The following is a 20,557-nucleotide window of genomic DNA, read 5'->3' on the forward strand; positions in this document are numbered from 1 at the left end:
TCAGGTGAAGTCGGCCCGCGCGAGATGCGTCCCGCAGACGCGGCAGCGGAAGAGGTAGCCGGTCGGCTGCCCTTCCTTGTCCAGCGCCGCGAGGAACTCCTCGGTGGGACCGGCCGCCCAGCCCCACTCGGCGCACTGCCCGCGCAGATGGTCGAGCGCGTCCGGGTGGGGCCGCAGTTCCCGGGCGCCCGCCGGGCCGAGGAACACCGCGCCGTCGCCACAATGCTCCGGCCAGCCCCAGTCCTGCCAGGTGGCGAAGCCGGGGGTGCGCTCGCAGATCCGCCGGGCCGCCTCGTCCGGCATCCCGCCCGCCTCGACGTCGTTGAAGAACACGCCGAGCCGCCTGGCCGCGGTGCCGTACGCGATGCAGTGGGGACACAGGCGCCCGTCCGGTACGTCCTCGCCGTGGACCGGGCCGGTGTAGAGCCAGCCCTGATCGTGTCCGCAGCACGCGCACGGCTCGTCGGCGGCGGTGACCGATCCGGTGGCCACCGGGTCCGGGTGGTAGGGGAACGGCGGCAGCATCGGCCGGCGCCGGGGCTCCGGCCGCGGGTTGACCACCTGTTCGATCGCCTGTCCGGTCAGCGCGGCGGGCGGCACCACGACCGCCCGTTCCCGCAGCTCCTCCGGCAGGTGCCGTACGTCCTCCCCGCTGGTCACGATCACCGTCGGATCCCCGAGCAGCACGATCGCCGCGCCGGTGCGGCGGGCCAGTTCGGCGACGATGTCGAGCACGCCGGCACCCGGCCGGTCGAACGACACCCCGTGGTGCAGATACACGTCGGCGTGACTGCCGTCGGCGGCCCGCACCCACTCGACCGGCTCACCGTCGGGGACGTCGTACGGGGCGTACGGCATCAGCACCTCGCGGACGGCCGCGGCATCCATCGGCACGACGTCGCCGTCGCGGAACGCGTGGACGTAGATGCCGTATCCCATGTCCCCTACTCCATCACACCGGTACCGGCAGGGCTCCCCAGGGACCAGCCCGGGCAGCCCCGGCCACGGCAGACCTACGACAGCTGCGACTGCACCTGGGCGGAGATCAGCTCCAGGTGGTCCAGGTCGTCCAGGTCCAGGACCTGCAGGTAGATCCGCCGGGAGCCGATCGCGGCGTACCGGCCGATCTTGTCGACGACCTCGGCCGGGGAGCCCGCCAGGCCGTTGGCCTTCAGCTCGTCCACCTCACGGCCGATCACGGCGGCGCGCCGGGCGACCTCCTGGTCGTCCCTGCCGACGCAGACCACGAGCGCGTTGGAGTACGTCAGCTCGTCCGCACCCCGGCCGGCCGCCTCGGCGGCGGCCCGCACGCGGCCGAACTGCCGCTCGCTGTCCTCGATCGAGGCGAACGGGATGTTGAACTCGTCGGCGTACTTCGCGGCCAGCCGCGGCGTACGGGTCGCACCGTGGCCGCCGATGAGCACCGGGACCTTGCCCTGGGCGGGCTTGGGCAGCGCGGGCGACTCGGTGAGGTCGTAGTAGGTGCCGTGGAAGTCGAAGGTCTTGCCGACCTCGGTGGCCCACAGCCCGGTGACGATGGCGAGCTGCTCCTCCAGCCGGGCGAACTTCTCCTTCGGGAACGGGATGCCGTACGCCTTGTGCTCCTCCTCGAACCAGCCGGCGCCGAGGCCCAGCTCCACCCGGCCGCCGGACATCTGGTCGACCTGGGCGACCTGGATGGCGAGCACACCGGGCAGCCGGAAGGTGCCGGCCGTCATCAGGGTGCCGAGGCGGATCCGCCGGGTCTCGCGGGCCAGGCCGGCCAGGGTGATCCAGGCGTCCGTGGGGCCGGGCAGGCCGTCCACGCTGCCCATGCGGAGGTAGTGGTCGGAGCGGAAGAAGGCGTCGAAGCCGAGGTCCTCGGTCGCCTTCGCCACGGTGAGCAAGGTGTCGTAGGTGGCCCCTTGCTGGGGCTCGGTGAAGATTCGAAGGTCCATACACCCATCCTGCCTGCCGCGGCCCGTGTCAACCTCGCCGGTACCGCCAGGTGCGGCGGTCCCCGGTCGGGTGAAATTCGGGAGCGGGGCGCCGTGGGCGCCGCGTGGGCCAGTGACCGGCCCCGGTGATGATCGTTGGGACGTCGGAGCCGGGCCGTCCGGCACCCGCGCCGGGCGGTGGCCGCCGTCGCGCGTCAACGCGCCGGCCCTGCCGGGCCGGGGGCCGAGGAGGCCGTAGTGTCCGAAGAGAGTGGCTCCGCCGGTCAGCCGAAGGGGCTGCTGGAACAGATGGAAGAGCTGATGGCCGCGCTGAACGCGGATCTGTCGGAGCTGGCGGATCTGCACGCCGGTCAGAGCGGCACCGAGGAAGCCGGCCTCGGCTGAGGCACCGTCCGGGGGCGGCCGCCCGCAGACCCCCGCTTCGGGCCTTGCGGCCCTCGTCCGTCCTCACACGCCGGACGGGCTGTTCTCGTTCCCGTTCTCCCGTAACACCTCCTCCCGCGCGGCCAGTTTGCGCAGCATCTCCAGGACGCGGTCGCGGGACTCGTCGGCCGCGTCGATGGCTTCCATGCACTGCCAGTACGTCGTCTCGTCGGCGGCGGCGCTCGCGACGCCGACCAGGGCGATGCCGACCTCGGCGAGCAGACCCCCGAGGCAGAGCAGGGTCTCGCGGGCGTCGTCCAGCTCGGTGAGCTGAGCGGCGCGCAGATCGCCGGGGTCGAGTTCGGGCGGGTCGAGGACGCCACAGCCCCGGCCCGCCAGCTCCGTCAGGCCGAGCGCCTCGCCGCGCAGCTCCGGCGGGCCGGAGACCGCGAGCCGGCTGCCGATCGCCTGGGCCAGGGACTGGGCCTGCCAGACCTCCGCCATGATTTCGCCTGCGTCCGCGCCGTTCGCCAGGGCTCGCCTGCTCGTGAGGATGAGCCGTATCGCATCCATACGTCGCCCCCGTCCCTCCACATGCTTTCTCGCACGTCCGTGTGGACTACCGTATCCACTACCCAGAGTGAGGGTGCGTGAGACGGAAAGCCAGAGCTGAACGGAAATTTGTGGACAACAATTCGGATTCGGCAGGCGATTTGACTACGGAAGGTGATAACGGACTTCAGGATTCCGGGAGTTGGCCCGGCTCCCGACCGTCCTGCTCCCCGGCGACCGGAAAACGCCGTTCGTTGCGCTCGATCTTGGCGTCCAGGGCGGTCAGCGGGTCGATGCCGAGGGCCTCGCAGAACTGCAGGAGATAGGCGAGGACATCGGCGACCTCGTCCTGGACGCGGTGCGCGGTGCCGGGGTCGTCCATCACCCGGGCCGACTCCTCCGGGGTCAGCCACTGGAAGATCTCGACCAGTTCGGAGGCCTCCACCGAGAGGGCTGCGACGAGGTTCTTGGGGGTGTGGTACGGCTGCCAGTTCCGCGCGGCCGCGAACTCGGCGAGCCTGCGCTGGAGTCGGGCGAGGTCAGGGGGACGTGTCACGGTCCAGGTGTACCACGGTGACCCCGTCCGTCCCGGTGGCCCATGAGCCGTCGCTCACCGCGCCCAGGCACCGGATGTGCCCGCGCTCCCCCATCCGGGCCGCCGTCCGCAGCAGGGCCACTCGCTGGGCCGGATCGAGGCTGCGGTCGAAGCCGTCGGCGAGGACGGTGAGGCTGCGCAGCGCGTCGGGCACCTCGCCGGGGGTGTCCAGGTCCAGTACGCCGGGACCGGTCAGCAGCACCAACGCCAGTGCCAGATAGCGCAGTTCGCCGTCGCCGAGCCGGGCGAGCTCGGTGCGGTGGCCGTCGCCGCGGTCGAGCAGCGCCCGTACCGTGCCGTCGGCCATGGGCTCGGCGATCAGGTCGGACACCGGCCCGGCGCAGCCCGCGCGCAGCGCCTCGACCAGCAGGCCGTGCCGGCGCGCGCACTCGGCGCGGGTGCGCCACAGCACGTCGGCGAGGTTGTCGCAGCCCTGCAGCAGCCGGCCGGAGCCGGTGGGGACGGGGGTGCGCATGTACTCGGGGTGCGGGTCACAGGGGAAGACGGAGCGCAGGGCGACCAGCATCTGCTCGGCCGCCGCGAGCACCTGCCGCTGCCCGTCCGTCTTGCCGGCCACGCGCAGCGGCAGCAGGGCGGTGCCGAGGCGGTCGTCGGGGAGCGGGGCGCGGGTCACCGAGGCGGAGCCCGCGGTGTGCCAGGCGGCCTGCACGGTCCGCCGGGACGGGTCGCGCAACGCGGTCTGCAGCAGGACGACCCCGCCCGCGCTCAGCCGCTCCCCCGCGATCCTGAGGTCGGGTTCGGCCTGTACGGCGATGTCGAGCCGGACGGGACCCTCGACCCCGTCGGCCGTACACCCGATCCGGAAGCCGCGCCGCCCGCCGGCGTCGGGCCGCGCCCGCTGCGGCACACAGGCGAGCGGATCCGGGAACGCCCGCGCGAGCGGAGCCCCGCCGCCGAGCCGGGCAAGGGCCTCGAACGCCAGGAACGCGGTCGTCTTCCCCGCACCGCTGGGCCCCGCCAACAGCGTGACGGGCCCGAGCGGAAACCCGACCCGTCGATGCCCGGCAAACGCCGACAGGCGCAACTCGGTGATCCGGGCCCGCACATCGACGGCCCCGGAGGCCTGCACGGAGGCAGCACGGCGGGACTGAACGGAGGATGCCCGCACACCGGGGGCCTCGCGGGACTGCGCGGAGGTGGTCCGCACGTCGAGGGACTCGCGGGACTGGGCGGGGACGGAAGGCACGGCCATGTGCGGACGGTAGAACTCCGCCCGACCGGCGAACCGTTTTGTCCCGTGGACCTTCCTACGATCGGGGGACAGCCCCGGACTCACGGGGAACGCTCAGCCCCCGGAGATCCCCGCCCCCTCCATCAGCCCGCTGACCTCGGTGCCGGGCGGGGTGAGGAGGAACACGTTGCGGTCGACGCGGTGCATGCCGCTGCCCAGGCCGAAGACGACGCCCGTGCTGAAGTCGAGGACGCGCTTGGCGACCTCGGTCTCCGCGCCGGACAGGTCGAGCAGGACCGGCGCACCGGCCATCAGCGTCTCGGCGACCTCCCGGGCGTCCGCGAAGACGTTGACGCGGAGGACCACGAAGCGGCGCCGGGTCTCGGTCTCGGCGTCCGGAAGCGCGCGGTGGTTCACCGCGGACGGCCAGGCGTCCCGGCCCCGCAGCGGCACGACCTGGGCGAGCCCTTCCCACTGTTCATCGGTGACGTCGTAACGGCTCACCGGCTCCCCCCGACCTGACTCGCACTCAATGCCTGCACCGGTCAATTCTTACGCCAAGTCACCCGTTCGGCCCAACAACGACACGGTCTGCGACCGATCCGGTGCCCCGCACACCGACGCAATCCGGGGCACATGTGCGATGTGCGCCCGCTCGTCACCTCCCCCTCACCGAAATCTTCATGCGCGTCCATGTGCCGCTCATGTCCCGCCGCTACCGTCCGGGCCGTGCACTTGGCAGAAACACCGCAGGTGACACCCGGCCGGCAGACGCAGTCGGCGGTGTCCGCCGTTCCCGGACCACGCGCCGAGGCCCCCGGGGCACCCGCGCAGTGGCATCGCGTGCTGACCCTGCTCGCCGACGTCAGCCTGTTCATCGGCACCCGAACGGTGTGGACCCAGGCGGCCACGCACCGGCTGGTCCTCGCGGCCGTCATCTCGGTGTGCTACGCCGCGATCCTGGTGACCGGCGTGCTCGCGCTCACGGTACGCCGGGCGCGCTCGCTGGCCCGCCTGGACCTGGTGGTCCTGGTGACGGCGATCGTGCTCGTCCTGTGCACCTGGGCGCTCAACCACGCCGGCGGCGACGAGGCGGTCCTCAGCACCCAGGCCGCGCGCGAGATCATGAACGGCCACCAGGTGTACGACCATCCCTGGCCGTGGCTGTTCCGCGACCCGAGCGTCGCGCTGACGCCGACCGTGAACGGCGGGTACGACTTCACGTACGGCTATCCGCCGCTGACCCCGCTGCTCACCCTGCCGTTCCTGTGGGTGGGCCACGGCGGCATCCCGGCGACGGCGGCGGTGACCGTCGTGCTGGTCGTGGGCGCGGTCCTGATGTGGCGGCTGCTGCCGGTGCAGTGGCGCTCGGCGGGCACGATGGTCCTCCTGGGGTTCGGCTTCCTGCCGATGTACGCCCGTCAGGGCTACCCGGCGATCGTCGGCATGGTCCTGCTGGTGCCCGTGGTCGTGGGCTGGACCCGGCTCGGCGCCGAGGGCCGGCTGGGTGCCTGGGGGATCACCCGGGCCGTCTGCCTCGGGGCCGCGTGCGCGGCACAGCAACTGCCGTGGTTCGTGACGCCGTTCCTGCTGGCCGGGATCTACTGCGTACGCCGCGGTGAGCTGGGGGGCCGCGAGGCGGCGCGGGTCGTGCTGCGGATCACGGGCATCGCGGTGCTCACCTGGCTCGTGATCAACGCGTACTTCATCGTGACCGAGCCCGGCCCCTGGATCCGGGGCATCGCCCTGCCGCTGATCCAGGGCGCGGTGCTGCACGGTCAGGGCCTGGTGGGCATCTCCCTGTACTTCACCCACGGCAGCGACCGGCTCGACTGGTACGGCCACGCGAGCATGCTGCTCGCCGCGGCCCTGCTGGCGCTGTTCGTGCTGTTCGTCCGGCGGCTCGGCCCGGCCGCGACCGTGCTGCCCTGGTGCGCCTTCTATCTGGCGACCCGCTCGCAGGACGGCTACTACCTGATGATGACGCCGCTGTGGCTCACGGCGGCGATCACCACGCCCCTGTCGGAGTTCTCGCGCGCGTGGCAGCCGCGGCCGAAGTGGCTGACGGGCCCGCGCCGCAGGCAGACCCTGGCCGCGGCCGTGGTGGTGCTGGTGCTGCCCGCGCTGGTGAGCGCGACCCTGGCGGCGACCGGCAGGCCGCCGCTGCGGATGGACATCACCAAGGCCCGGCACGACAAGGCGGACTCGCTGTCCGCGCTGACCCTGAGGGTCACCAACACGGGGAGCAGCCCGCTCACCCCGCACTACATGCTCACGACGGGCCAGGGCATGAGCAAGTACTGGTCGCTCGCGCGCGGCCCGGCCACGATCCCCGCGCACGGCACGGCGACCGTCGTGCTGCGGGCGCCCGAGGGCAGCTATCCGCTGCCCGCCAAGAGGAGCACGCACTTCCGGCTGCGCGCCTTCACGGCGACCCCGCAGACGCTCTCCACCAAGGACGTGCCGCGGGCCGAGCTGGGCCTGAAGCGCTGACCCCAGGCCCGGCCCCGGGCGCGGTACGCGTCCTCACGCCTGCGTACGGGTGAAGCGCAGCGTGGCCGTCACCGCGGTCAGGCCCCGCATCATGCCGAGCTGGTTCCAGCCCATGCCGAACTGCTCGCGGTCCACGGCGAACTCGGCCTCCAGGGTGACCCCGTCGGCCTCCGCCGAGGCCAGGCGCGCCGTGAAGGTCTGCGGCCGGCTGATGCCCCGTACCGTCAGCTGGCCGGTGACCCGTACGCCGTCCGTGTCCAGGCGGTCGGCGCCCCGGACGGCGAAGGTGATCTCCGGGTGCCGGTCGGTGTCGAAGAAGTCCGCCGAGCGCAGGTGGGTGTCCCGCTTGGCGTGCCGGGTGTCCAGGGAGGTGGCGTCCAGGGTCACGGTGCCGGTGGCCGAGCCGTCGGGCCGCACCTCGCCCACGCCGCTGATCGCGGTGAACGTGCCCGTCACGGTGACCAGGCCCCACATGGTCTTGTGCCGCAGCGCCACGGTGGACGCGACGGGGTCGAGCTGCCAGGTGCCTGTTTCGACGGCGACGGTCATGGTCGTACTCCCGGTTCTGCCAGCTGCTTCCAGCTGGTGATTCAAATTTGGATTACTCGAGGGGCACACGCTAACCCCTCATCCAAATTTGAACAACCCAGTCGTCCAAATTTGCACAACGGGTACACTCGACGCATGTCCGCGCCCGACGCACACCCCGCCGACCAGCAGCCCGCGTGTCCCTTGGCCGAGAGCGGTGAGCGGCTGCTCCCGGACGAGCTGCGCGCGTGGATGGTGCTGCTGGCCGCGACCGGAGCGGTGGAGCAGCGGATGCGTACGGTCGTGAAGGAGACCCTCGATGTCTCCCACGACGAGTTCCTGATCCTGTGTCTGCTGGCCGAACGGCCGCGCACCGGACTGCGCATGACCCAGGTCGCCGACCTCCTCGGCCGCCCCAAGACCCGGCTCACCTACCAGATCGCCTGCCTCCAGCGGGCCGGCCTGGTCAGCCGCCGTTCCGTGTGCGGCGACAAGCGGGGCGTGGAGGTCGCGCTCACCGACAAGGCACGCGAGCTGCTGCGCGAGACGTCGGCCCTGCTCGCCGGGACCGTGCGGCAGGCCCTCGTCGACTCGATGGGCACCGAGCAGCGGGCGGCGATGTGCGCGCTCGTACCGGACGTAGCGGACACAGAGGACTGAAAGACCGTCGGCCGTCGGCCGGGAGGCGCAGGTCACAGGCGCAAGGAGGGAAACCTCACAGCCCACGCATCACCCTCACTTGAGCCCCCTGCCCTAGCATCCGAACATGACGGTCCTGCCTGACGACGGGCTCTCACTGGCCGCCGAGTTCCCTGACGCGACGCACGAGCAGTGGCAACGCCTGGTCGAGGGCGTACTGCGCAAGTCGGGCGAGGAAGTCTCGGGCGCGGCAGCTGAGGACGCCCTGTCCACGACACTGGAGGACGGGCTGCGCACCCGGCCCCTCTACACCGCGCGCGATACCGCGCCCGACGCCGGTCTGCCCGGCTTCGCCCCGTATGTGCGTGGCAGTCGCCCCGAGGGCACCACCGCGGGCGGCTGGGACGTACGGCAGCGGCACGCGGCGCTCGGCGAGGGTGCCGTCCTGACCGACCTGGAGAACGGCGGCACCTCCCTGTGGCTGGTGCTCGGCGAGGGCGGCTTCCCGGTCACCGACCTCCCGCGCGCTCTCGAGGGCGTCTACCTGGACTTGGCGCCGGTCGTCCTCGACGCGGGCCGGGACACCGAGGCCGCCGCCGAGGCGCTGCTGAGCCTGTACGCGGAGAAGGGCGTCGACCCGAAGGCCGTACGCGGCAACCTGGGCGGCGACCCGCTCGGGTACGAGGCCCGTACCGGCACCGCCCTGGACCTCGCGCCGTACGCCGCCCTGGCCGCGCGCTGCGCCCCGGAGTTCCCGGGTCTGCGCGCGCTGACGGTGGACGCGCTGCCGTACCACGAGGCGGGCGGCTCGGCCGCGCAGGAGCTGGGTGCCTCGCTCGCCACCGGTGTGGCCTATCTGCGCGCGCTGACCGAGGCCGGGCTGAGCGTGGAACAGGCGGCCGGGCAGCTGGAGTTCCGGTACGCGGCCACCGCCGACCAGTTCCTGACCGTCGCCAAGCTGCGCGCCGCGCGCCGGCTGTGGGCGCGGGTCGCGGAGGTCTGCGGCGCGCCCGGTGCCCAGGTGCAGCACGTGGTGACCTCGCCGGTGATGATGAGCCGCCGCGACCCGTGGGTGAACATGCTCCGTACGACGGTCGCGACGCTGGCCGCCGGGGTGGGCGGCGCCGACTCCGTCACCGTGCTGCCGTTCGACCACGCGCTCGGCCTGCCCGACGCGTTCGCCCGCCGGATCGCGCGCAACACCTCGACCATCCTGGTGGAGGAGTCGCATCTGGCCCGGGTGATCGATCCGGCCGGCGGTTCCTGGTACGTGGAGCGGCTGACCGACGAACTCGCCCAGGCCGCCTGGGAGTTCTTCCGGACGATCGAGCGCGACGGCGGCCAGGCGGCCGTACTGCGTTCCGGCCGGCTGCGCACCGACCTCGCGACGACCTGGGCGGAGCGCTCCAAGCGGCTCGCCAAGCGCCGCGAACCCATCACCGGCGTCAGCGAGTTCCCGCTTCTGTCGGAGAGGCCCGTGGAGCGCGAGCCCGCGCCCGAGCCGCCGTCCGGCGGACTGCCGCGGGTACGCCGGGACGAGGCGTACGAGGAGCTGCGCGCCCGCTCCGACGCCCACCTCGCGGCGACCGGCGCCCGCCCCCGGATCTTCCTCGCGACGATCGGCTCGGCCGCCGAGTACACCGCGCGCGCCACGTTCGCCGCCAACCTCTTCCAGGCGGGCGGCATCGAGCCGGTCACCGGGGGAAGCTTCGAGGAGAGCGGCGCCACCGAGGCCGTGCTGTGCTCCAGCGACGCGCTGTACGCCGAACAGGCCGAGCGGACCGCCGAGTCGCTGCGCGCGGCCGGTGCCCGGCGGGTGTTCCTCGCGGGCCGGGGCGACCACTCCGGCATCGACGCGTACGTCTTCGCGGGCTGCGACGCCGTAGACATCCTGTCCTCGACCCTCGACCGCATGGGAGTGTCCTGATGGGAATCCCCGACTTCTCCGGCATCGAGCTGGGGACCCCCGTCGCCGACGGTGGTGCCGAGGAGTGGCACGCGGCCGTCAAGCGGGCGACCGGCGGCGCGGAGCCGCTGTGGCAGACCCCGGAGGGCATCGGGGTCAAGCCGCTGTACACCGGCCGTGACCTGGAGGGCCTGGACTTCCTGGGCACCTACCCGGGCATGGCGCCGTATCTGCGCGGCCCGTACCCGACGATGTACGTCAACCAGCCCTGGACCATCCGCCAGTACGCGGGCTTCTCCACCGCCGAGGAGTCCAACGCGTTCTATCGGCGCAATCTGGCAGCCGGCCAGAAGGGCCTGTCGGTCGCCTTCGACCTGCCCACGCACCGGGGTTACGACAGCGACCACCCGCGCGTGACCGGCGACGTCGGCATGGCGGGCGTGGCCATCGACTCGATCCTCGACATGCGCCAGCTCTTCGACGGCATCCCGCTGGACCGGATGACGGTCTCGATGACGATGAACGGCGCCGTGCTGCCGGTGCTGGCGCTGTACATCGTGGCGGCGGAGGAACAGGGCGTACCGCCCGAGAAGCTGGCCGGGACCATCCAGAACGACATCCTCAAGGAGTTCATGGTCCGCAACACCTACATCTATCCGCCGAAGCCGTCGATGCGGATCATCTCCGACATCTTCGCGTACACCTCGCAGCGGATGCCGCGCTACAACTCGATCTCCATCTCCGGCTACCACATCCAGGAGGCGGGCGCGACAGCCGACCTGGAGCTGGCGTACACGCTGGCGGACGGCGTGGAGTACATCCGCGCGGGACGTGAAGCGGGCCTGGACGTGGACGCGTTCGCGCCGCGCCTGTCGTTCTTCTGGGCGATCGGCATGAACTTCTTCATGGAGATCGCCAAGCTCCGCGCGGCCCGGCTGCTGTGGGCCAAGCTGGTGTCGCATTTCGACCCGAAGAACACCAAGTCCCTGTCCCTGCGCACCCATTCGCAGACCTCGGGCTGGTCGCTGACCGCGCAGGACGTGTTCAACAACGTCACGCGTACGGCCGTGGAGGCGATGGCGGCGACCCAGGGCCACACCCAGTCGCTGCACACCAACGCCCTGGACGAGGCCCTCGCCCTGCCGACGGACTTCTCGGCACGCATCGCCCGCAACACCCAGCTGCTCATCCAGCAGGAGTCGGGCACGACCCGGGTCATCGACCCGTGGGGCGGCAGCGCGTACGTCGAACGGCTCACCTACGACCTCGCGCGCAAGGCCTGGGCACACATCCAGGAGGTCGAGCAGGCGGGCGGCATGGCCCAGGCCATCGACGCGGGCATCCCGAAGCTCCGCGTGGAGGAGGCCGCGGCCCGCACGCAGGCCCGCATCGACTCCGGCCGCCAGCCGGTGATCGGCGTGAACAAGTACCGGGTCGCCAGCGACGAGCAGATCGAGGTCCTCAAGGTCGACAACTCGGCCGTACGCGCCCAGCAGATCGAGAAGCTGCGCCGGCTGCGGGCGGAACGGGACGAGACCGCCTGCCGGGACGCGCTCGACGCCCTGACCCGGGCCGCGGACGGTGCGGGAAACCTGCTGGAGCTGGCGGTGCGGGCGGCCCGCGCCAAGGCGACCGTCGGCGAGATCTCGGACGCCCTGGAGAAGGTGTACGGCCGGCACGCGAGCCAGATCCGTACGATCTCCGGCGTGTACCGCAACGAGGCAGGCGAGTCCCCGAACGTCGACCGCACCCGCGCCCTGGTGGACGCCTTCGAGGAGGCCGAGGGGCGCCGGCCGCGCATCCTGGTCGCCAAGATGGGCCAGGACGGCCACGACCGCGGCCAGAAGGTGATCGCGACCGCCTTCGCCGACCTCGGCTTCGACGTCGACGTCGGCCCGCTGTTCCAGACGCCGGAGGAGGTCGCCCGCCAGGCGGTGGAGGCGGACGTCCACGTGGTCGGGGTGTCCTCCCTGGCGGCCGGTCACCTCACCCTCGTACCGGCGCTGCGCGAGAAGCTGGCGGAGGAGGGCCGCGAGGACATCACGGTCGTGGTCGGCGGAGTGATCCCGCCGCAGGACGTGCCGACCCTCCTGGAGATGGGTGCGGCGGCCGTGTTCGGGCCCGGGACGGTGATCCCGGACGCGGCGTACGACCTGGTCAAGCGGCTGTCGGCCGACCTGGGCCACGAGCTGTAGCGGGGGCTCTCGGGGTGGCAGCGATCGATCTCGACACGTATGTGAAGGGCGTGCTGGACGGCAGGCGGGCCCTGGTGGCCCGCGCCATCACCCTGGTGGAGTCCACACGCCCCCAACACCGGGTGCTGGCACAGCAGTTGCTGACCGAGCTGCTCCCGCACAGCGGCCGGGCGCGGCGGATCGGCGTGAGCGGGGTGCCGGGGGTCGGCAAGTCGACGTTCATCGACGCGTTCGGCACGATGCTGACGTCACTGGGCCACCGGGTCGCGGTGCTGGCCGTGGACCCGTCCTCGACCCGCACCGGCGGCTCCATCCTGGGCGACAAGACCAGAATGGAGCGCCTGTCGGTGGACCCGGCGGCCTTCGTCCGCCCCTCCCCCAGCGCGGGCACGCTGGGCGGGGTCGCGAAGGCCACCCGGGAGTCGATGGTGGTGATGGAGGCGGCGGGCTACGACGTGATCCTCGTGGAGACGGTGGGCGTGGGCCAGTCGGAGACGACCGTGGCGAGCATGGTCGACACCTTCCTCCTGCTGACGCTGGCCCGCACCGGCGACCAGCTCCAGGGCATCAAGAAGGGCGTCCTGGAGCTCGCCGACGTCATCGCCGTGAACAAGGCCGACGGACCCCACGAGCGGGATGCGAAGGCAGCCGCCCGTGAACTGGCGGGCGCCCTGCGGCTGATGCACGGAAAGGACGCCTTCTGGACTCCGCCGGTGTTGAGTTGCAGCGCCCGGGAGTCGAGCGGTCTGGACACGGTGTGGGAGCGCCTGGAACAGCACAGGACGTTGCTGGACTCCACCGGGCGGCTGGCCGCCAAGCGCCGCGACCAGCAGGTCGAGTGGACCTGGTCCATGGTCCGCGACGAACTCCTGGGCCGCCTGCACGCGGCTGCGGCGGTGCGGGCGGCTGCGCCGGGCCTTGAACAGCAGGTCAGGGAAGGAAAGTTGACGGCGACGCTGGCCGCGGAACGGATCCTGGCGGCGTTCGAGGGGCGTACGGCGGGTTCGGCGGACGCCTGAGCGACCGCCGCCGGGCCGTCGGCGGTCGCCGAGGCTGCCTGCCAGCGACCTGAAGGTCGCTCAGGTGACGCTGTCCGAGGTCCTTTCGGGTTTCGTGTGGAGGATCTCGCGAGCCTGGTCCGCGGCGCGGGCGATGCTCTCGGAGACGAAGTCGATGAAGCGGGCGATGTTCTCCAGGCGGGCGGCGGCCGGGGTGCCGGGGCCGAGGATGCCCACGCCCTGCCGGGCGACCTCGCCGAGGTGGGCGGTGCCGCGGGCGCTGGCCATCGTGGACTGGTACATGACGTCGTCGTCGACGACGTAGCGTTCGCGGCGGCGTTCGTCGCGTTCCCGGCGGATGAGGCCCTGGCTGTCGAGGAACGTGACCGCCTTGGAGACGGACGCCGGACTGACCTGAAGGTGCCCGGCGAGTTCGGAAGCGGTGAGGCTGCCGGCGTCGGTGGTGTAGAGGCTGGCCAGCACCCGGGCCGTCATCTTGGGCAGGCCCTGCTGCATGAAGAGGGTGGTGAACGCCTCCTCGTACTCGCGTACGGCTTCGGCATCGCGTCCGTGGGCCTGCGGGGGCGTGCCGGAGTCCCGGGGCGCGGCCTTTCTGCGGCGGTGGGCGCGGCGTTCGGTGGCGCGGTGGGCGAGGTCGGCGCGGTAGGCGGTGGGGCCGCCGTTGCGCATCACCTCACGTGTGATGGTCGAGGTCGGGCGGTCCAGGCGTCGGGCGATCTCCGCGTAGGCCAGGCCGTCGGCCAGTCCCAGCGCGATCTGCTGGCGTTCCTGCTGGGTGAGTCTGCCTCCCGGCATCGCGGTCTCCTTCGTGGTCCGTGGTGTCCCACCATAGCGTTCACTCCCCATCGGTTGCAACGAGCAGACTCGGGGCTGTTGCGTTGTACGCAAGACCATTGCAATGATTTCCCGCCATTGAACTGCACTGATGGCAGATATACGCAACGACTCCATTGCTCAATACGTGAATGCAACGTAGCGTTTCCATCATCAGAAACAACGGATCGAAGGAGCGCGCGATGCAGAAGAACCGGAGCACGACGCAGCAGTTCGACACCCCCGCCCCGGTCTCGGCCGTCCTCGACATCCCCGGGGGACTCATCCGGTTCGTCGCCGCCGACCGGGCCGACACCACGGTCGAGGTCCTGCCCGCGGACGCCTCCAAGAGCCGCGACGTGAAGGCGGCGGAGCAGATCACGGTCGACTACGGCGACGGCGTCCTGCGGATCAAGGCCCCGGCGGCGGGAAACCGGATCCTCGGCCCGTCCGGATCCATCGAGGTGACCGTCCAACTGCCCGCCGGGTCCCGGATCGAGGCGAAGGCGGCCCTCGCCGAACTCCGGGGCGTCGGACGGCTCGGCGACGTCACCTTCGAGGCCGCGCAGGGCGCGGTCGAGCTCGACGAGACCGCGAGCGCCCACCTCACCCTCCAGGCCGGCGACGTCTCGGTCGGCCGGCTGGGCGGCCCCGCACGGATCAGCACCCGACAGGGCGACCTCCGCATCACCGAGGCCGTGCGCGGCACGGTCACGCTGCGCACCGAGCACGGCGGGATCTCGGTCGGCGCCGCCCGCGGAGTCTCCGCCTCGCTGGACGCCGGCACCGCCTACGGCCGGATCCGCAACACGCTCAGGAACACCGACGGCGCCGCCGGCCTGACCATCCACGCGACGACCGCCTACGGCGACATCACCGCCCGCAGCCTGTAGAACGAGACCGCGAAGCCGCCGGTGAACGGGCACGTCCGGATGGGCAGCAACACCAAGCCTTCGCCGCGACCGCGGTGCTGCGACTGGTGGCCGAGGGCACGGTCGGGCTGGACGCGAGGATCACGGTGCGGATGATGCTGCAGCACACCAGTCTTCACCGGCGAGTACTACGACGACGGGACGTTCGCGCCGGTAGAGCGGGCCGAGTCAGCTCGCACGATCGGCTGGAACTCCCCAGCGCGCCGAGCCGTTCGACCAGCTGCTGTCAGCGTGCTCGCCGGCTGTGCGGTCACGGCCAACGCACCCCCACCTCGGTGGACGGGGAGCTCTCCGAGCAACTACGCGGCACCTTCAACCTGCAGCACGTGCTCGTCATCAAGACCACCGCGTCCGACGCCGCCGCCTTGCTCGCTCGCTCACCGGCCTGATCCACGTGATGCGTCATCGAAAACATGTCACATGTCGCGAGGAAGGAAGAAACGCCAGGTCAGAGGGCATTTTTTGGTCCTCCGGGCAAGCGGTCGGACCCTTTGAGTGTCAGACGAGCGTCACGAGCAGGGAGCGGCCGACCCGCTCGACGGCCTTCCAGGGCTGGATGACCGCGCAACGGCATCGCGATGGCAGTCACAGCCGAGATCCTCATGTCGCTGCCATGCCAGGCCGGACGTACCGCGCGAGGCCGCCGCCCGGGTGCAGCTCGCGACGTACCAGGCCGAATACCATCGGGACCTCAGCAGGGCCCGGTCGTGCGTTCCGGTCAGTGTGTGCCGGGAGGCAGGTGTGCGCTTCGCTGCATGGCCCAGGCGGGGCGGTCGGCATGGTGAGGGAAGACCGACCCGCCCGGGAGTCATCTGGGGCTACAGGCCCACGTCACGGCTGCGGATGTCCTCCAGGGATTCGCGGCGTACGAGGAGGCGGGCGGATCCGTCGCGCACGGCCACCACCGGCGGGCGGCCGACCAGGTTGTAACCGGAGGCCATGGACAGGTGGTACGCGCCGGCCACGGGGACGGCGAGCAGGTCGCCGGGGCGTACGTCGGCTGGGAGTTCCGCGTCGGCGGCCAGGATGTCCCCCGCCTCGCAGTGCCGGCCCACCACGGTGACCCGGGCGCGGTCCGCCGTGCTGTGCCGGCCGATCAGGCGGGGCGCGTACCGGACGCCGTACAGGGCCGGGCGCGGGTTGTCGCTCATGCCGCCGTCCACGGCCACGAACACGTGCTCACCCGTGTGCTTCACTGACAGGACGCGGTACACGGCGATCCCGGCGGGGCCCGCGATGGCCCGGCCCGGCTCGATGATCAGCCGGGGAACGGGCAGCCCGGCCGTCGTGCAGGCATCGGCGAGCTCCGCGCGGACCTTGCGGGCCAGCGCCGTCAGGTCCAGGGTCGGCTCACCGGGGCGGTAGGCGATGCCGTGGCCACCGCCGAGGTCGAGTTCGGGCAGGACCAGTCCGTGCTGCTCGTGCAGGCGGGCCATCAGGCCGACCATGCGGCGCACGGCTACGAGGTACGGCTTGACACTCGTGATCTGGGAGCCCAGGTGGCAGTGCAGGCCGGTGAGTTCGAGCTGGGGCTGGTCGAGGATGCGGGTGATGGCGTGCTGGGCGTAGCCGTCCGCGATCGACAGGCCGAACTTCTGGTCGCCCGTGCCGGTGCGGATCTTCTCGTGTCCGCCGGCGCTGATCCCGGGCACCACACGCACCATCACCTTCTGGTGCCCGTCCGGCCCGACGGCCGCCGCCAGCCTCGCGATCTCAGAGGGGCTGTCGATGACGACGCGCCCGACGCCCAGGCGCAGCGCGGTGTCCAGGTCGCGCGGCGACTTGGCGTTGCCGTGCAGCACGATCCGCTCGGCCGGGAAGCCGGTGGTGACGGCGAGTTCGAGTTCACCGGCGGAGCAGACGTCGAGGCCGAGTCCCTCCTCGGCCGTCCAGTGGGCCATGGCCCGGCACAGGAACGCCTTGGCCGCGTACAGGATCTCGGCGTCGGGGAAGGCGTCCCGGTAGGTGCGGCAGCGGTCGCGGACCTCGGCCTCGTCCAGGACGTAGACGGGGGTGCCGAAGCGGTCGGCGGCCTCGGCGAGCGGTACGCCGCCCACGGCGAGGTCGCCCGGGCGGGGCTCGGTGGTGGAGGCGGGCCATACTGCCAACTCGGCGGCGGCAGTGATGGGTTCGTGAACCGTGGTCATCGTGGCCTCCCCTTTCATGCGGCGAACGCGGGTGCCGGCGCGGGCATCGGCCTGGGAGCCGGGGCGGTGAACTGCGGGTCCACCGTGACGGTGGTGACACCGAGGGGGGCTGCCAGCGCCCGCAGTGCGGGCTCGGCGAGACGGATCCACGCCTGGTCGGGTCCGAGCGTGGCGGTCAGCCGGAGTGCGGAGGTGAAGCCGACGGCCGTGCGGTCGCCGAGCGGGGTGCGGAAGAGCCGGGCCGCACAGCCGGAGGGGCCCGGCCGGACCGGGACGTACAGGGGTCCGGCCGGGGACGGATCGGAGGGCTCGGGGTCTTCGCCGTAGCGGAGTTCTGCCATGGGGTGCCTCCCGATAGGCAAGGAGCGTGGGATCTGGGTGCCCCGGACGCGGGGAGGCGGACCGGGGCTCGCCCTCGACGGTATGCCCGGTGTTCCCAGGTTCCGGACGTGCCCTGACGGAATGCTGATGGTGATGGGGACGACCTTGACGGGACGCTGACGCCCTGGCGAGAGGGCGTGGAAAGGGACGTCAGAAGGGTGCCAAGAACGGGCGTGCGGACTGTTCGAAAGCCTCGGGCAGAGGTGAGATGGAAGCGGTTCCGAGAAGAATCGCCGGCCCGGAAGCCGATGTCGGCGCGTGCAGAACGGTGAAAGCGATGTCCGAGTCCCGTCCGTCCTCAGCAGCTCGTTTCGTGGTGGGAGTGAGCGGTTCGCCGGGCAGTCTCACCGCTATGAGCCGGGCGGCCGACGAGGCCCGGCGCCGAGGGGCGGAGCTCTGGCCGGTGCTGGCCTGGGAGCCGCCCGGCGGGGATCCTGCCGCCCGGAGGTTCCCGGCCGCGGCCGTCATGGTCGAGGAGTGGGACCGGCTGGCGCGGGAGCGGTTGCTCAAGGCGCTGTGCAACGTGTTCGGCAGCACGGACACCGGGGTGCCCGGGCAGGCGCTCGTCGTACGAGGCGCCCCCGGGCCGGCTCTGGTGCGGACAGCCGGCCGGGAGGGCGACATCCTCGTGGTCGGCGCAGGCGGGCGTGGCCGACTGCGCCGTGCGCTGTGGCCGTCGGTCAGCCGCTACTGTCTCGCCCGCGCCGCGTGCCCCGTTCTCGCGGTGCCGCCGTCGCCGCTGCAGGCAGCGCTGGCAGCCGTGCACCGGAGGAATGCCTTGCGGCTGCCGCTGGACATGGAGCGTCTTCAGCGGGAGTTCGAGTCCGTGCCGCCCGGCGCCTGATCTCCTCAGTGGGCAGCGGTGGCCGGCAGGTCCGGCTGCTCCGGACGCCGTGCCGGGGCCGTCGGTACGGCGAGCACCATGGTGAGGCCGCCGCCGGGCGTGTCCTCGGCGTGCAGGGTGCCGCCCATGGCCTCGGCGAAGCCGCGGGCGACCGCGAGTCCGAGGCCGACGCCGACACCGCGCGGCGAATCGCCGTACCGCTGGAAGGGCTCGAAGATGCGGTTCTTGGCCTCGTCCGGAACACCGGGCCCGCGGTCCACGACCCGCAGTTCGACCCGGTCGGCCAGGGCGCTCGCGGACACCAGCACCCTCTCCCCCGGCGGACTGTATTTGACGGCGTTCTCGACGACGTTGGCGACGGCCCGCTCCAGCAGGCCCCGGTCGACCCACACCATGGGCAGGGTCTCGGGGATGTCCAGGTCCACGCTGTCCTCCGGCACCCCGCCCAGCGCCATGGGCACGACCTCGTCGAGGTCGGTCTCGCGGATGATGGGGGTGACCGTGCCGGTCTGCAGGCGGGACATGTCCAGGAGGTTGCCGACGAGGTGGTCGAGGCGGTCGGCGCCCTCCTCGATGGCCTGCAGCAGCTCCGCCCGGTCCTGTTCGGACCACTCGACGTCGTCCGACCTGAGCGAGGTCACCGCGGCCTTGATACCTGCGAGCGGGGTGCGCAGGTCGTGGCTGACGGCGGCGAGCAGCGCGGTCCTGATGCGGTTGCCCTCGGCCAGTTCCTTGGCACGATCGGCTTCGCGCTGCAGGCGCTGGCGGTCCAGGACGACGGCGGCCTGCGCGGCGAAGGCGGCCAGCACGCGGCGGTCGGCGGCGGGCAGGACGCGGCCGCGCAGGGAGAGGGCCATGTGGTCGCCCACGGGGACGTCGACGTCCGCGTCCTCCGGAACCTCGGCCGGCTGCGGCCCCACGCTGCCGGCGCAGGTCCAGGGTCCCGTCTCGCCGATCCGTTCGAGCAAGGCCACCGACTCCATGCCGAAGGTTTCCCGCACCCGTTCCAGCAGCGCCTCCAGGGTGGTTTCACCGCGCAGGACGTTGCCCGCGAGGAAGGAGAGGATCTCCGACTCGGCGCGCAGCCGGGCGGCTTGATGGGTGCGGCGGGCGGCGAGGTCCACCACCGAGGCCACGGACACGGCGACCCCGACGAAGATCGCGATGGCGACGATGTTCTTCGGGTCGGCGATGGTCAGGGTGTGGACGGGCGGGGTGAAGTACCAGTTGAGCAGCAGGGAGCCGACCACCGCGGAGGCCAACGCGGGGAAGAGGCCGCCCAGCAGGGCCGCTGCCACCGTCAGCGTCAGGAACAGCAGCATGTCGTTGGCGAGGCCGACGTCCGGTACGGCGCTGGTGAGGAGCCAGGTGAGCACGGCTGGGCCGAGCACTCCCACGGCCCAGCCCCAGATGACCCGGGAGCGTCCGAGGCGGGCTCCGCGCGCCACCGGCAGTCCACGGCCCTTGCCCGCCTCGTCGTGCGTGATGAGGTGCACGTCGAGGTCCGGACCGGACTCCACGGCCACCGTGGCGCCGACCCCGGGCCCGAGGACGTACTGCCAACTGCGGCGGCGCGAGACGCCCAGGACGATCTGGGTGGCGTTGACGCCGCGGGCGAAGTCGAGCAGGGCGGCCGGTATGTCGTCGCCGACCACGTGGTGGAAGGTGCCGCCCAGGTCCTCGACCAGCGTGCGCTGTACGGCCAGTTCCTTCGGGGAGACCGCGGTGAGGCCGTCGCTGCGGGAGATGTAGACGGCGAGCACCTCGCCGCCGGCGCCCTTCTCCGCGAGCCGCGCGGCGCGCCGGATCAGCGTGCGTCCCTCGGGACCGCCGGTCAGACCGACCACGATCCGCTCACGGGAGCCCCAGATCCTGGAGACCCGGTGCTCGCTGCGGTAGGCGTTCAGGTACGCGTCGACCCGGTCCGCCACCCACAGCAGCGCCAGCTCGCGCAGGGCGGTGAGGTTGCCGGGCCGGAAGTAGTTGGACAGGGCCGCGTCGACCTTGTCCGGCTGGTAGAT

At 72.1% G+C, this 20,557-nt stretch carries 19 protein-coding genes; 8 read left to right on the forward strand and 11 right to left on the reverse strand.

All coding sequences use genetic code 11. From position 1 onward, the window contains the following. Together ACH47Z_RS35625 and ACH47Z_RS35630 are read right to left on the reverse strand one after the other, a co-directional pair. The gene (locus ACH47Z_RS35625) at positions 1-939 is read right to left on the reverse strand and encodes a CbrC family protein (RefSeq protein ID WP_399081265.1); all 939 of its coding nucleotides are present in this window, start codon (positions 937-939) and stop codon (positions 1-3) included. Positions 940-1,013: 74 nt separating this feature from the next. Continuing rightward, positions 1,014-1,937, reverse strand: a complete 924-nt coding sequence (locus tag ACH47Z_RS35630) for an LLM class F420-dependent oxidoreductase (RefSeq protein ID WP_399081267.1) — start codon at positions 1,935-1,937, stop codon at positions 1,014-1,016. 237 nt (positions 1,938-2,174) lie between these two features. Here ACH47Z_RS35630 and ACH47Z_RS35635 point away from each other — a divergent pair, with 237 nt between their 5' ends. Continuing rightward, positions 2,175-2,321: a hypothetical protein gene (locus ACH47Z_RS35635; RefSeq protein ID WP_361187078.1), complete on the forward strand. Its 147-nt coding sequence runs from the start codon at positions 2,175-2,177 to the stop codon at positions 2,319-2,321. A gap of 63 nt (positions 2,322-2,384) precedes the next feature. Here the strand turns inward: ACH47Z_RS35635 and ACH47Z_RS35640 are convergent, their stop codons facing one another. The 4 genes from ACH47Z_RS35640 to ACH47Z_RS35655 all read right to left on the reverse strand — a co-directional run bounded on the left by ACH47Z_RS35640 (position 2,385) and on the right by ACH47Z_RS35655 (position 5,143). Then, the gene (locus tag ACH47Z_RS35640; protein WP_399081269.1) at positions 2,385-2,873 is read right to left on the reverse strand and encodes a DUF6099 family protein; all 489 of its coding nucleotides are present in this window, start codon (positions 2,871-2,873) and stop codon (positions 2,385-2,387) included. A gap of 166 nt (positions 2,874-3,039) precedes the next feature. Then, a complete protein-coding gene (locus ACH47Z_RS35645; protein WP_399081271.1) occupies positions 3,040-3,408 on the reverse strand; it encodes a nucleotide pyrophosphohydrolase in 369 nt (122 codons plus the stop codon). Beyond that, positions 3,392-4,660, reverse strand: coding sequence for an AAA family ATPase (locus ACH47Z_RS35650; protein WP_399081273.1), 1,269 nt, complete (start codon positions 4,658-4,660; stop codon positions 3,392-3,394). The genes ACH47Z_RS35645 and ACH47Z_RS35650 overlap by 17 nt, the downstream gene beginning before the upstream one ends. 93 nt (positions 4,661-4,753) lie before the next feature. Beyond that, positions 4,754-5,143 carry a cell division protein SepF gene (locus ACH47Z_RS35655; RefSeq protein ID WP_399081275.1) on the reverse strand — a complete coding sequence of 130 codons (390 nt, stop codon included), beginning with the start codon at positions 5,141-5,143 and terminating at the stop codon, positions 4,754-4,756. Positions 5,144-5,368: 225 nt separating this feature from the next. Here ACH47Z_RS35655 and ACH47Z_RS35660 point away from each other — a divergent pair, with 225 nt between their 5' ends. After that, the gene (locus ACH47Z_RS35660; RefSeq protein WP_399081277.1) at positions 5,369-7,132 is read left to right on the forward strand and encodes a hypothetical protein; all 1,764 of its coding nucleotides are present in this window, start codon (positions 5,369-5,371) and stop codon (positions 7,130-7,132) included. 33 nt (positions 7,133-7,165) lie between these two features. Here ACH47Z_RS35660 and ACH47Z_RS35665 read toward each other — a convergent pair whose 3' ends face one another. Beyond that, a complete protein-coding gene (locus ACH47Z_RS35665; RefSeq protein ID WP_399081279.1) occupies positions 7,166-7,681 on the reverse strand; it encodes a YceI family protein in 516 nt (171 codons plus the stop codon). A 135-nt stretch (positions 7,682-7,816) separates the two neighbouring features. Between ACH47Z_RS35665 and ACH47Z_RS35670 the strand changes: the two genes are divergently transcribed. From ACH47Z_RS35670 to meaB, 4 genes are all read left to right on the forward strand, one after another. After that, the gene (locus ACH47Z_RS35670) at positions 7,817-8,320 is read left to right on the forward strand and encodes a MarR family winged helix-turn-helix transcriptional regulator (RefSeq protein WP_399081281.1); all 504 of its coding nucleotides are present in this window, start codon (positions 7,817-7,819) and stop codon (positions 8,318-8,320) included. Positions 8,321-8,426: 106 nt separating this feature from the next. After that, positions 8,427-10,226, forward strand: a complete 1,800-nt coding sequence (locus ACH47Z_RS35675) for a methylmalonyl-CoA mutase family protein (RefSeq protein ID WP_399081282.1) — start codon at positions 8,427-8,429, stop codon at positions 10,224-10,226. Further along, positions 10,226-12,400 (forward strand): methylmalonyl-CoA mutase, encoded by a 2,175-nt coding sequence (scpA, locus tag ACH47Z_RS35680; RefSeq protein WP_399081284.1) that lies wholly within the window; start codon positions 10,226-10,228, stop codon positions 12,398-12,400. Before ACH47Z_RS35675 ends, scpA begins: the two co-directional genes overlap by 1 nt. 14 nt (positions 12,401-12,414) lie before the next feature. Further along, complete coding sequence (gene meaB, locus ACH47Z_RS35685; RefSeq protein ID WP_399081286.1) at positions 12,415-13,419, forward strand: methylmalonyl Co-A mutase-associated GTPase MeaB; 1,005 nt, start codon at positions 12,415-12,417, stop codon at positions 13,417-13,419. 60 nt (positions 13,420-13,479) lie between these two features. Here the strand turns inward: meaB and ACH47Z_RS35690 are convergent, their stop codons facing one another. Then, positions 13,480-14,214 carry a helix-turn-helix domain-containing protein gene (locus ACH47Z_RS35690; protein ID WP_399081288.1) on the reverse strand — a complete coding sequence of 245 codons (735 nt, stop codon included), beginning with the start codon at positions 14,212-14,214 and terminating at the stop codon, positions 13,480-13,482. Between the two features lie 221 nt (positions 14,215-14,435). On the opposite strand from ACH47Z_RS35690, the gene ACH47Z_RS35695 reads away from it, so the two are divergent. Continuing rightward, on the forward strand, positions 14,436-15,125 hold the full coding sequence (locus ACH47Z_RS35695) for a DUF4097 family beta strand repeat-containing protein (protein WP_399081290.1): 690 nt from the start codon (positions 14,436-14,438) through the stop codon (positions 15,123-15,125). A gap of 857 nt (positions 15,126-15,982) precedes the next feature. Here the strand turns inward: ACH47Z_RS35695 and lysA are convergent. Continuing rightward, positions 15,983-17,311 carry a diaminopimelate decarboxylase gene (gene lysA / locus ACH47Z_RS35700; protein ID WP_399081292.1) on the reverse strand — a complete coding sequence of 443 codons (1,329 nt, stop codon included), beginning with the start codon at positions 17,309-17,311 and terminating at the stop codon, positions 15,983-15,985. Between the two features lie 14 nt (positions 17,312-17,325). Further along, positions 17,326-17,652, reverse strand: coding sequence for an SAV_915 family protein (locus ACH47Z_RS35705; RefSeq protein WP_225095458.1), 327 nt, complete (start codon positions 17,650-17,652; stop codon positions 17,326-17,328). A 317-nt stretch (positions 17,653-17,969) separates the two neighbouring features. On the opposite strand from ACH47Z_RS35705, the gene ACH47Z_RS35710 reads away from it, so the two are divergent. Further along, positions 17,970-18,536, forward strand: coding sequence for a universal stress protein (locus ACH47Z_RS35710; protein ID WP_399081294.1), 567 nt, complete (start codon positions 17,970-17,972; stop codon positions 18,534-18,536). Positions 18,537-18,541: 5 nt separating this feature from the next. On the opposite strand, the gene ACH47Z_RS35715 is transcribed toward ACH47Z_RS35710, so the two are convergent. Then, positions 18,542-20,557 (reverse strand): ATP-binding protein (locus ACH47Z_RS35715; RefSeq protein WP_399081296.1); only part of this gene is annotated, 2,016 nt, incomplete at its 5' end.

This window comes from Streptomyces sp. NPDC020192 (assembly GCF_044388685.1).
In the GTDB taxonomy this organism is placed as follows: Bacteria; Actinomycetota; Actinomycetes; order Streptomycetales; family Streptomycetaceae; genus Streptomyces.